Origin of the sequence: Actinoplanes sp. KI2 (genome assembly GCF_025630775.1) — a bacterium.
In the GTDB taxonomy this organism is placed as follows: domain Bacteria; phylum Actinomycetota; class Actinomycetes; order Mycobacteriales; family Micromonosporaceae; genus Actinoplanes.
In genome coordinates this window covers 26,422-36,971 of the sequence record NZ_JAOSZE010000070.1, presented here as the reverse complement: position 1 = coordinate 36,971, position 10,550 = coordinate 26,422, and the positions used below count along the sequence as shown (strand labels likewise).

At 71.6% G+C, this 10,550-nt stretch carries 13 protein-coding genes; 7 read left to right on the top strand and 6 right to left on the bottom strand.

Annotated features, from left to right (window positions below; all coding sequences use genetic code 11):
• The 4 genes from ODJ79_RS43600 to ODJ79_RS43585 all read right to left on the bottom strand — a co-directional run.
• On the bottom strand, positions 1 to 1,071 hold a 1,071-nt coding region (locus tag ODJ79_RS43600), incomplete at its 3' end, for a UvrD-helicase domain-containing protein (RefSeq protein WP_411267435.1).
• Between the two features lie 29 nt (positions 1,072 to 1,100).
• Positions 1,101 to 2,123, bottom strand: coding sequence for a LacI family DNA-binding transcriptional regulator (locus ODJ79_RS43595; protein WP_263029615.1), 1,023 nt, complete (start codon positions 2,121 to 2,123; stop codon positions 1,101 to 1,103).
• Between the two features lie 286 nt (positions 2,124 to 2,409).
• On the bottom strand, positions 2,410 to 2,955 hold the full coding sequence (locus ODJ79_RS43590) for a TIGR00730 family Rossman fold protein (RefSeq protein ID WP_263029614.1): 546 nt from the start codon (positions 2,953 to 2,955) through the stop codon (positions 2,410 to 2,412).
• 1 nt (position 2,956) lies between these two features.
• Positions 2,957 to 3,736 carry a TIGR00730 family Rossman fold protein gene (locus ODJ79_RS43585; protein WP_263029613.1) on the bottom strand — a complete coding sequence of 260 codons (780 nt, stop codon included), beginning with the start codon at positions 3,734 to 3,736 and terminating at the stop codon, positions 2,957 to 2,959.
• Positions 3,737 to 3,926: 190 nt separating this feature from the next.
• Between ODJ79_RS43585 and ODJ79_RS43580 the strand changes: the two genes are divergently transcribed.
• Complete coding sequence (locus ODJ79_RS43580) at positions 3,927 to 4,109, top strand: hypothetical protein (protein WP_263029612.1); 183 nt, start codon at positions 3,927 to 3,929, stop codon at positions 4,107 to 4,109.
• Here ODJ79_RS43580 and dapE read toward each other — a convergent pair.
• Positions 4,106 to 5,188 (bottom strand): succinyl-diaminopimelate desuccinylase, encoded by a 1,083-nt coding sequence (dapE, locus tag ODJ79_RS43575; RefSeq protein ID WP_263029611.1) that lies wholly within the window; start codon positions 5,186 to 5,188, stop codon positions 4,106 to 4,108. The two genes, ODJ79_RS43580 and dapE, sit on opposite strands and share 4 nt — an antisense overlap.
• Before the next feature lie 75 nt (positions 5,189 to 5,263).
• Here dapE and dapD point away from each other — a divergent pair, with 75 nt between their 5' ends.
• Complete coding sequence (dapD, locus tag ODJ79_RS43570; protein WP_263029610.1) at positions 5,264 to 6,211, top strand: 2,3,4,5-tetrahydropyridine-2,6-dicarboxylate N-succinyltransferase; 948 nt, start codon at positions 5,264 to 5,266, stop codon at positions 6,209 to 6,211.
• A gap of 36 nt (positions 6,212 to 6,247) precedes the next feature.
• On the opposite strand, the gene ODJ79_RS43565 is transcribed toward dapD, so the two are convergent.
• Positions 6,248 to 7,063, bottom strand: coding sequence for a LysR family transcriptional regulator ArgP (locus ODJ79_RS43565; protein WP_263029609.1), 816 nt, complete (start codon positions 7,061 to 7,063; stop codon positions 6,248 to 6,250).
• Positions 7,064 to 7,134: 71 nt separating this feature from the next.
• Here ODJ79_RS43565 and ODJ79_RS43560 point away from each other — a divergent pair, with 71 nt between their 5' ends.
• The 5 genes from ODJ79_RS43560 (at position 7,135) to ODJ79_RS43540 (ending at position 10,523) form a co-directional block, all read left to right on the top strand.
• Complete coding sequence (locus ODJ79_RS43560) at positions 7,135 to 7,731, top strand: LysE/ArgO family amino acid transporter (protein WP_263029608.1); 597 nt, start codon at positions 7,135 to 7,137, stop codon at positions 7,729 to 7,731.
• Positions 7,732 to 7,827: 96 nt separating this feature from the next.
• The gene (locus ODJ79_RS43555; protein ID WP_263029607.1) at positions 7,828 to 8,856 is read left to right on the top strand and encodes a MerR family transcriptional regulator; all 1,029 of its coding nucleotides are present in this window, start codon (positions 7,828 to 7,830) and stop codon (positions 8,854 to 8,856) included.
• A 166-nt stretch (positions 8,857 to 9,022) separates the two neighbouring features.
• Positions 9,023 to 9,337: a metalloregulator ArsR/SmtB family transcription factor gene (locus ODJ79_RS43550; RefSeq protein WP_263029606.1), complete on the top strand. Its 315-nt coding sequence runs from the start codon at positions 9,023 to 9,025 to the stop codon at positions 9,335 to 9,337.
• The gene (locus tag ODJ79_RS43545) at positions 9,334 to 9,714 is read left to right on the top strand and encodes an SRPBCC domain-containing protein (protein ID WP_263029605.1); all 381 of its coding nucleotides are present in this window, start codon (positions 9,334 to 9,336) and stop codon (positions 9,712 to 9,714) included. Before ODJ79_RS43550 ends, ODJ79_RS43545 begins: the two co-directional genes overlap by 4 nt.
• 68 nt (positions 9,715 to 9,782) lie before the next feature.
• Entirely contained in the window at positions 9,783 to 10,523 is a 741-nt protein-coding gene (locus tag ODJ79_RS43540) for a class I SAM-dependent methyltransferase (RefSeq protein WP_263029604.1), read from the top strand.
• Positions 10,524 to 10,550: the final 27 nt, after the last annotated feature.

The following is a 10,550-nucleotide window of genomic DNA, read 5'->3' as shown; positions in this document are numbered from 1 at the left end:
CGGGCCGCGCATGTGCCGGGCCACCCGAGAGGTCGCGGTGAGCAGCGACGCCCCCGCCCGATAGTTGGTGTGGAGCGTGATCGCCTCCGCCAGCGCGCCCGACGCCGTCCGGAACTTCGCCGGGAACGCCGACACGGCGCCCGGGTCGGCGCCGCGGAAGCCGTAGATCGACGCATCCGGGTCGCCGAACGCCACCAGGGGCTTGCCACCGCCGGCGACCTGCGCCAACAGGTCGATCTGCGCCGGGTCGGTATCGGCCAGCTCGTCCACATAGACATACGCCAGCCGGTGGCGCTCGGCGGCCAGCAGCTCCGGATCGTCGGCCAGCAGCCCGGAAGCCGCCCGCACCAGCTCGGCCGGGTCGTACGCCGTGGAGCCGCGGGTGGTCACGTCGCGCAGGGCCAGCACCGCGACGTACTCCCGGAGGAAACGCGCGGCCGCCGGCCAGTCGTCTCGCCCGAGCCGCTCGCCGAGACGGGCCAGCTCGACCGGGCCGATCCCGCGCTCCGCCGCTCGTTGCATGAGGTCGCGCAGCTGCTGGGCGAACGCCCGAGTCGGCAGCGCCGGCCGCAGCCCTTCCGGCCAGCCGATCGCGTCGGGCGCCTCCGGATCGGCGACCACTGCCAGCAGCTCACGAATGATCAGATCCTGCTCGGGACCGGTGAGCAACCGGGGGGAGGGCTCGCCGCGCTCGGCGGCCGCGCGCCTGAGCAACGCGTACGAATAGGCATGGAAGGTCCGCACCAGCGGCTCGTGCATGATGCGCCCGCGGTCGCCCGCGATCCGCGCCTCGATGCGGTCGCGCAACGCCATGGCGCCGCGTCGGCCGAAGGTAAGGATCAGGATGCGCTCCGGGTCGACACCCTCGGCGATGCGCGCGGCCACCGCCTCGACCAGCATCGTCGTCTTGCCCGTGCCGGGGCCGCCGACCACCAGGAGCGGACCGTCGACGTGCTCCGACACGTACCGCTGGAGCTCGTCGGCCCGCAGAGCGGGCAGCGCGGTCGCCGGGCGCCGGACCAGACGGTAGGCAGGCCGGCGCGCCGAGGCGGAAGGGGCCGGCGTGCTCACGGCATCAAGGAAACCACGGGGGTACGACGTTATTCGACGGCCGGTTTCGCCACCGAGTGCCGCCGGCGGATCGGCATCGTCAGCCGGGTGATCCCGGGCTCGGCGGACGGGCCGAGCAGCGTCTCGACCGCGTGCCGGCCGAGCTCGTAATGCGGCAGCGCGATGCTGGTCAGCTGCGGCCGCAGCCAGGCGGCGAGCTCGGAGTCGTCGAACGAGATCACCGACACCTGGTCGGGAATGGACCGGCCGGCCTCGCGCAGCGCCTGGTACGCGCCGAACGCCACCCGGTCGTTGAGGCAGATCAGCGCCTTGGGATCAAGCCCGTCCCGCAGAGCCCGGCAGACCGCGTCGTACGCCGAGTCGGGCCACCAGTTGCAGTCGACGATCCCGGCCAGCCGGACCCCGGCCGTGGCCAGCTCCTCCTTGATCCCGGTCAGCCGTTCCCGGCTCGCGAAGACTCCGTTGCCGGGGTTCCCGACCAGGTAGATGCCCTTGCGGTGGCCGGCGTCGAGCAGCGTCCGGGCCGCGGTCAGCCCGGCGGTCAGCTCGTCGGGAACGATCGAGCGGTGGGTCGGCCGGGCGCTGCGCACCAGGCAGTTGAGCAGCACCACGGGCCGTTCGCGCAGCGGTCGGGGCAGCCGGACGTACCGGGTGAACATGCTGGCGTAGACGAACGCGTCGACCTGCCGGTCGAGGAAGTCGGCGATCAGCCGCTCCTCGACCACCGGGTCGCCGTCGGTCTCCCCGATGAACAGCAGATGCCCGTGCGCGACGGCGGCCGCGAGGCTCCCGTGGATGGCGCGCCCGGCGTACGGGTCGGAGGCGATCGTGTCGGAGATCAGCGCGATCGTCTTCGTGACCTTCGTCCGCAGGCTGCGGGCCATCAGATTGGGCCGGTAGTCCAGCTCCTGGGCCGCCCGGAGCACCCGTAGCCGGGTTTCTTCGGAGATCCTCATGTCCTGATGGCGACCGGCCAGGACGAAGGAGGCCGTACTGCGGGACACGCCGGCCCGCTGCGCGACCTGTAGCAAGGTCGCCCGTTGCGGCGGCATGTCAGGAGTGTTCCACATCGCACCAGCCCGGCAAGCTTGCGAAAAGTAACCACACGATTACTGATCGACATGTCTTGACGTGTCACCCGGACGGGGAGAAGCGTCAGGCTAAACCCATCCAGCGAGGACGTGCCCCGGCGAGTTGCGACCCCGTCGGGTGACCGGCGCGAGCGCACCGAGCACGTCCGGTGAGAGCGTGTAGCCGGCGCGCCCCGGCCACCCGCGGGCTCACCGGGGCCGAAGTCACGCCGGAGTGGGTGTGGTGACACCCGCTCCGGCGTGACGCCTAGCTCAGGCGCTTCTCGAGCTCGTCGAAGGCAGCCCCGATCGACCGGGTGACGAGCAGCCGGTCGAGCGCCGCCCGGCGGACGAAGGCGGTCGAGGCGAGCTCCTCCAGCCACGCGAGCAGCCCGTCGTAGAAGCCCTCCGGGTCGAGCAGCACGATCGGCCGGCCGTGCAGGTCGAGGGTGGCCGTGGTCCACACCTCGAAGAGCTCGTCCATTGTGCCCAGCCCGCCGGGCAGCGTGATGAACGCGTCCGACCGCTCGATCATCAGGTTCTTCCGGGTGCCCATGTCGTCGGTGACGATCAACTCGTCGGCGCTGAGGTCGGCGACCTCCAACTCCACCAGCGCCTGCGGGATGACGCCGAGGGTGTGTGCCCCGCCGGACCGGGCGCCGTCGGCGACCGCGCCCATCATGCCGACACAGCCGCCGCCGGAGACGAGGGTGTGTCCGCGGGCAGCGATCTCGGCACCGGTGTCGGCGGCGAGGTCGAGCCACTTCTGGTCGAGGGTGCTGGACGAGGCACAGAAGACGCAGATGGCAGCCACGTCACTGCTTTCCGTCGGTGGCGGCGAGGGCCGCGTCGGCGTCCACGATGATCCGTACCGCCTCGTCGACGTCGTCGGTGACCTGGATCAGTTCCAGGTCGTTCTCGTTGACCTTGCCGTCCGCGAGCAGCGTCTGCTTGATCCAGTCGAGCAGGCCGGACCAGTACTCGGTGCCCATCAGGATCACCGGGAAGCGGGTCACCTTCTTCGTCTGCACCAGGGTGATCGCCTCGAACAGTTCGTCCAGCGTGCCGAACCCGCCGGGCAGCACGACAAAAGCCTGCGCGTACTTGACGAACATGGTCTTGCGGACGAAGAAGTAGCGGAAGTCGATGCCGATGTCGATCCAGTCGTTGAGGCCCTGCTCGAACGGCAGCTCGATGCCGAGCCCGACGGACATGCCACCGGCTTCGGTGGCGCCGCGGTTGGCCGCCTCCATCACCCCCGGCCCACCGCCGGTGATCACCGCGTAGCCCGCCTCGGCCAGCGCGGCGCCCAGGTCGGCCGCCGTCTCGCATTCGGGACTGTCCGGCTTGCTGCGCGCCGAGCCGAAGACGCTCACCGCGGGCGGCAGATCGGCCAGCGTGTCGAAACCCTCGACGAACTCGGACAGGATGCGCAGCGCGCGCCAGGCGTCCTTGGTCTTCCACTCTCGTCGATGGTGCGAATCGAGCAGTTTTTCGTCGGCCGTACTCGGCGGAATGGACTCGCGGCGCAGCGTAACCGCTCCGCGATGACGCTCCGGCTCGATCCGCCGGCCTCCGTTGGCGCTGTCCGTCATGCCACCCAAGGTAGTGCGGACGGTCAGTAGCCGGTGAAATAACCGGTTGGGTTTCGGTAAGAGGATTGCGACCGGCGAACCTTTTTGCCAGATTGAAGCAACGGACGGTAGCTCTGAAGCGTCTGTACAGTTACGAACTCGACGGCACGGCGCCCGGCTTCGGCCGGGGTCCTGGGCGTAAGGAGCCACCGTGACGAACCGATCTGAGCGACTGAAGGCACAGCGCCGCATGCAGCGGCGGATCCAACTGGTCGTCGAGGAACGCCGTCTGTCCCGCGCCGAGAGCAGGCCGGCGCACGACCCGGAGAAGACTGTGGAGATCCCGCCGCAGGCCCTGCGGGCCATCGGCCGCGTGCCGGTAAACGTGATTTAAAAGGCGCCGGGCGACGCCAGCCAGCGGTGCAGTGTCGCCGCGCCATCCCGGATCTTGCCGATCTCCACGTGCTCGTCCGGCGCGTGCGCCAGCAACGGGTCGCCCGGGCCGTAGTTGAGCGCCGGAATGCCCAGCGCCGCGAACCGCGCCACATCCGTCCAGCCCAGCTTCGCCGCCGGCTCGGAGCCCACCGCCGCCAGGAACTCGCGGGCCGGCGCCGCGGTCAGCCCCGGCAGTGCGCCCGGCGCCGAGTCGGTGAGCTCGAGCTCAAAGCCGTCGAGGACCTCCCGCACGTGCTCGAAGGCCTGCTGCTCGGAGCGGTCCGGGGCGAACCGCATGTTGACCTCGACCGTGCACTCGTCCGGCACCACGTTGCCGGCCACACCGCCGGCGATGCGCACCGCGTTCAGGCCCTCCCGGTAGGTGCACCCGTCGATGGTGACCGTCCGCGGCCGATAGTCCGCGAGCCGGCGCAGCACCTCGCCGGCCGCGTGGATCGCGTTGACCCCGCGCCAGGCCCGCGCCGTGTGCGCCCGGCGGCCGTGGGTGCGCGCCACGGCCCGCAGCGTGCCCTGGCAGCCGGCCTCGACCACGCCGTACGTCGGCTCGAGCAGCACCGCGAAGTCGGCCGCCAGCCACTCCGGATGCGCCTCGGCGACCAGCGCGAGACCGTTGTACCGGGACTCGATCTCCTCGGCCTCGTAGAAGAAGTAGGTGACGTCGTAGCCCGGGTCGGGCAGCGTCGCCGCCAGGTGCAGGGCGAGCGCCACGCCGGACTTCATGTCGGAGGTGCCGCAGCCGTAGATCAGATCGTCGACCACGGTCGACGGGAAGTTGTTGTTGATCGGCACCGTGTCGAGGTGGCCGGCGAGCACCACCCGCTGTTCCCGTCCCAGATCCGTACGCGCCATCACGGTGTTGCCGTGACGGTCCACGCTCAGGTGCGACGCGGAGCGGAGGACCTCCTCGACGCAGTCGGCGATCACCTTCTCGTTGCGGGACACGGACTCGACGTCGACCAGGACGCGGGTCAGCGCGACCGGGTCGACCAGCACGTCCGGGGTAAGCGGGTTGGCCATACGGCGCACCCTACCGGGCCAGGGTGAATCGCCCTCGGAGTTAAGATCCCCATCACGTTTAGTAGGGTCTGCTGCGTGGAAACCGCGCTCTCGATCTCGCCCGCCTGGGGCATCGGCCTCGCCACGGTCACGGCCGACGGCCAGGTCCTCGACACCTGGTATCCGACCGGCTCCCTCGGGCTGGGCGCCGCACCGGCCGAGCCGCCGGCGCTGCCGGCCGGGCTGACCGGGCCGCGGGCGCTGCCCGGCCTGTCGGTGGTCGAGGTGACCGTCACGATCGACTCGCTGGCCGACCCGATCACCGACGCCAACGACGCGTACCTGCGCCTCCACCTGCTCTCGCACCGTCTGGTGCGGCCCAACACGGTCAACCTCGACGGCATCTTCGGCGCGCTCGCCAACGTCGCCTGGACCTCGGCGGGCCCGTGCCCGCCGGACCGGGTCGACGAGCTGCGCCTGCTGGAGCGGGCCGCCGACCGCCACCTGCAGGTCTACGGCCTCGACAAGTTCCCGCGGATGACCGACTACGTCACCCCCACCGGGGTGCGGATCGCGGACGCCGACCGGGTGCGCCTCGGCGCCCATCTGGCCCCCGGCACCACGGTGATGCACGAGGGCTTCGTCAACTTCAACGCCGGTACGCTCGGCGTCTCGATGGTCGAGGGCCGGATCACCCAGGGCGTCGTGGTCGGCGACGGGTCGGATATCGGCGGCGGTTCGTCCATCATGGGCACGCTCTCCGGCGGCGGGAAGGACCGGGTCAGCGTCGGCGAGCGCAGCCTGATCGGAGCCAACTCCGGCATCGGCATCTCGCTCGGCGACGACTGCGTGGTGGCGGCGGGCGTCTACATCACGGCCGGATCGAAGCTGACCCTGCCGGACGGCCGGGTGATCAAGGCGCGCGAGCTCAGCGGGCAGGACAACCTGCTGTTCTGGCAGAACTCGGTCTCGGGCACGCTGGAGGCTCGGCCGCGCTCGGGCACGGGCATCGAGCTGAACTCGGCCCTGCACGCCAACGACTAGGGTCTGTCCTGCCCCTCGTGATCGGCAGGACCGAACCTAGTTCCGTCGCAGGACTCCGGCGGCGGCGGTGCGGACCGCCGCCGTGAGGTCCTTCAGCACCGCCGACTCGATCTTCCAGTACTGCCAGTACAGCGGGACATCGAGGTATTTGCCGGAAATAAGCTGACGATAGCGGCCGGCCGCGATGTCGGGCAGCGCGCGCTGCTCGGGAACCATGCCCCAGCCCAGGCCGAGCCGGATCGCCTCGACGAAGGCGGCCGTCGCCGGCACGTAGTGGATCGGCACGTCGGCCTCCCGGCCGAGGGATTCCAGAAACCGGTGCTGCAGCCGGTCCTTGCGGTTGTAGACGATCATCGGCTGCCCCGGGTCGCCCGACCCGACCGGCAGGTAGCGCATCGCTCCCAGCGGTTCGAGCCGGCACCCCTGCACCGCCACGTGCTCGGCGGTCACCGCGGCCATCGCGGTGCCGGACCGCAGCAGGTCGGCGGTGTAGTCCTGATCGTCGGTGTGCAGCTCGTAGCTGGGCCCGGGCACGGCGGCGAGCGCCGGCAGAAACCAGGTGTCCAGCGAATCGGCATTCACCACGATCGACACCCGGGCACCGTCCCGGGCCTGCGCCAGCGCCTCCCGTTCGAGCAGCTCGACCTGCCCGGCGAAGCGGACCAGCGCCGCACCCGCCGGGGTCGCCACGCACGGCTTGGCCCGGCGCACCAGCACCTGACCGACCGAGCTCTCCAACGCCTTGATCCGCTGGCTCACCGCCGACGGCGTGACGTGCAGCTGCCGGGCGGCCGCCTCGAAGCTGCCGGTGCCGATCACCGCTTGAAAGGTCGCCAGTTGCACCTGATCCACGTAAGAGAATCTAAACCAAGTTCAAAATCTTTAGTTTGAGTACGCCGTGAGCACCGCTTAGCGTCGTGGACGTGCTCACCTCCGTGCTCGCCGGTTTCGCCGCCTCCGCCGTCCTGATCGTCGCGATCGGGGCGCAGAACGCCTTCGTCCTGCGCCAGGGCCTGCGGCGCGAACACGTGCTCGCGGTGGTGGCGGTCTGCGCGCTCTCCGACCTGGTGCTCATCCTGGCCGGCATCGGGGGCCTGGGCGCGGTCGTGACGGCCCGCCCGGACGCGGTCACCGTGATCCGCTGGGTCGGAGGGGGCTTCCTCATCGCGTACGCGATCATGGCGGCTCGTCGCGCATGGCGCCCCACCCGGCTGACGCCCGCCGAGCGCGCGCCCGCCACCCTCGGCGCGACGGTGCTCACCTGCCTGGCGCTCACCTACCTGAACCCGCATGTCTACCTCGACACGGTGCTGCTGCTCGGCTCGGTGGCCCAGCGGCACCCGCACCGCTGGCTCTTCGGCCTCGGCGCGGCGGCGGCGAGCCTGGTCTGGTTCACGGCGCTGGGCGCCGGGGCGCACCGGCTGGCGCCGCTGCTGGCCCGCCCGGCGGCGTGGCGCGTCCTCGACGGCCTGATCGCCCTGGTCATGGTCGGCGTGGCGGCGAGCCTGATCGCCGGATAGTCTGCCCGCCCGACCGCCTCGGCCCGCGCGGTACGCAGAGCGGGGCTTGACTCTCCACCAGGGTGAGACAGCAGGGTCGGTGAGGTGCGAGGAGCGATGCGCGGTATCGGCGAGGTGGCCCGGGCCAGTGGGCTGGCGGTCAGCGCGCTGCGGTTCTACGACGGCGCGGGGGTGCTCGTGCCGGCCGAGGTGGACCCGGCGAACGGTTATCGGCGGTATTCCGACGAGCAGGTGCGGGCGGCCCGGCTGATCGCCGGGCTGCGCCGGGTGGGCCTGCCGGTTGCGGAGATCGCCGAGGCGGTGCGCGAGATGGGCGACCCCGCGGCGGTCCGCGGCCGGCTCGACCGGCATCGCCGGCGGCTCGAGGACGGTCTGGCCGATGCCCAGCGTGAGCTCCTCCGCATTCACGCCCTGCTCGACCTGGAGGAAAAGCTCATGACCCGGATCACCCTGCCCGCCGCGGCGCTCGCCGCAAGCCTGGACGCGGTGCGCTTCGCGGCCGCCGACCCGGCCGGCCTGCTGCCCGGCGTGCTGTTCGAGACCACCGGCGCCGGCCTCTCGCTGGTCGCGACCGACCGCTACCGGATGGCGCTGGCCGAGGTCGAGGCCGAGGTCGAGGGGCCACCGGCCCGGTCGACCCTGCCGCTGGATCTGGTCGACGACCTGCGGTCGGTGCGCGCCGGGCAGGTGGTGCTCGACCTGACCGCCGACGGGGTGCGGGCCGAGGCCGGCGGGCGGGTGCTCGAGGGTAAGCCGTTGCCGGTCGAGTTCCCCGACTACCGGCGGGCCCTCGGCCACGGGCGCGAGCCGGTCGCGCGGGTCACGGTCGACACCGCCGACCTGCGTGCGCGGGTGACCGCCGCCCCGGCGCCGACCCGGGAGCACAACGGCCAGGCGTACGAAATCACGCTCCTGGGTCTTGATCCCGCGGGGAGCCTGCGGCTCGCCGCCGAGGACGAGTGGTCGGAGCAGCACGTCGCGGTCAACCGGGAGTTCCTGCTGCAGGCGCTGGACGCGGGCGGCGCCGGCCAGCTGGTGCTGGAGCTGGACGGGCCGATCCACCCGCTCGCGGTGCGGGTTCCCGGCGAGTCGCGGTTCTCGATACTGATGCCGGTGCGCCTCTGAGCGCGCCCGTGGATGCCGGTGCGCCTCTGAGCGTGCCCATGGATGCCGGTGCGCCTCTGAGCGCGCCCGTGGATGCCGGTGCGCACCGAGCGCGCGCCTGGATGCCGGTGCCTCTCTGAGCGTGCCCGCTTGACGTGTCGGAGATTTCCGACGCATTATCGGGGGCATGCCGGAGGTGGACGTCTTCGGCGCACTGGCCAACCCGGTGCGCCGCCAACTGCTCGAGACCCTGCGCGGCGGGCCGCTCCCCGCGGGCGAGCTCGCCGCGCGCTTCGCGCTGAGCCGGCCCTCGATCTCGGAGCACCTGGCCGTGTTGCGCCAGACCCGCCTGGTCATCGAGGAGCCGCGCGGCCGGCATCGGTATTACCACCTGGCCGCCGAGCCGTTGGCCGACGTCCAGGACTGGCTGCATCCATTCGAGCGGTACTGGCGCGCGCGCCTGACCGCCCTGCGTGACTTCGTCGAGGGAGACAACCCATGAGCAAGATCGAGTGCGATCAGTTCATCGCCCGGCCGCCGGCCGCGGTCTGGCGGGCACTCACCGAGCCCGATCAGCTCGCCGCCTGGTGGGCGCCGGGCGACATCAAGCCGATCGTCGGGCACCGCTTCACCATGGACATGGCCGAGTGGGGCCATCAGCCGTGCGAGGTACTCGAGGTCGAGCCCGAGCGGCTGCTGCGCTACACGTTCGCCGAGGGCGTGCTGGACACGACCATCACCTGGCGACTCGAGCCGGAGGGCGACGGCACCCGGCTTTTCCTGGTGCACGACGGTTTCGAGCCGGGCTCGCGGGCGCTCGAGGGAATGGGCGACGGCTGGCCGAAGATCCTCGCCCACCTGGCCGTTGTCATACCGTAACCATGTTTCGAGCTTGAGTCGCGTCACAACGGCGGCGGTCGCACAGCTGGCCTGACTAACGTCGGCGTGTGCGCAGCGGGCAGCAGTACGGCGAGCCGGTCGACGAGACCACGACGCCCCTCGGCGAGCGCGCCACCGGCTGGGAGTTCGCCTGGCTGGACGGCCGCCCCGGGGAGCCGTCCTGGTCGTACCCGGACCTCGCCCGCCACCTGCTGCGCCGGGCCGGCGCCGCGCTCGATCTCGACACCGGCGGCGGCGAGCTCCTCGCCGAGCTCGCCCCGCTCCCGCCGCACACCGTCGCGGTGGAGAGCTGGGCCCGCAACATCCCGGTCGCCCGCGACCGGCTGGCGCCCCTCGGCGTCGCGGTGCTCACCGAACTGCCCGGCGGCGAGGACGAGTTCGACGTGGTGCTCAGCCGGCACGGCCGGCTGCCCGCCACCGACATCTCCCGGCTGCTGCGCCCCGGCGGTCACCTGCTCAGCCAGCAGGTCGGCAGCGACGACCTGGCCGGTCTCAACGTGGCCCTCGGCGCTCCCCCGGCCCACCACCGCTGGAACGCCGAGGTGGCGGTGGCCGCGCTCGAGGAGGCCGGACTGCACGTCACGGACGTGCGTGAGGAACACCCCGACGTGGTCTTCCACAACGTCGGCGAGGTGGTACGCCAACTGCGTGACCTGCCCTGGCAGATTCGCGACTTCGACACCGGGAAGTACGCGGACGCCCTCGGGCGCGTCGACTCGTTCATCCGGTTGCACGGCGCGCTCGCCGTGACCGCGCACCGGTTCCTGGTCCACGCCGTTCGCAGCTAGCCAGCCCGCCTATCCCCGAAGGAAGAT

What these genes read in the sequence shown, in the direction of transcription:
- ODJ79_RS43595 (WP_263029615.1), bottom strand. Translation starts at nt 2,123, where the DNA reads ATGCCGCCGCAACGGGCGACCTTGCTACAGGTCGCGCAGCGGGCCGGC.
- ODJ79_RS43585 (WP_263029613.1), bottom strand. Translation starts at nt 3,736, where the DNA reads ATGACGGACAGCGCCAACGGAGGCCGGCGGATCGAGCCGGAGCGTCAT.
- dapE (WP_263029611.1), bottom strand. Translation starts at nt 5,188, where the DNA reads ATGGCCAACCCGCTTACCCCGGACGTGCTGGTCGACCCGGTCGCGCTG.
- ODJ79_RS43555 (WP_263029607.1), top strand. Translation starts at nt 7,828, where the DNA reads ATGCGCGGTATCGGCGAGGTGGCCCGGGCCAGTGGGCTGGCGGTCAGC.
- ODJ79_RS43550 (WP_263029606.1), top strand. Translation starts at nt 9,023, where the DNA reads ATGCCGGAGGTGGACGTCTTCGGCGCACTGGCCAACCCGGTGCGCCGC.
- ODJ79_RS43545 (WP_263029605.1), top strand. Translation starts at nt 9,334, where the DNA reads ATGAGCAAGATCGAGTGCGATCAGTTCATCGCCCGGCCGCCGGCCGCG.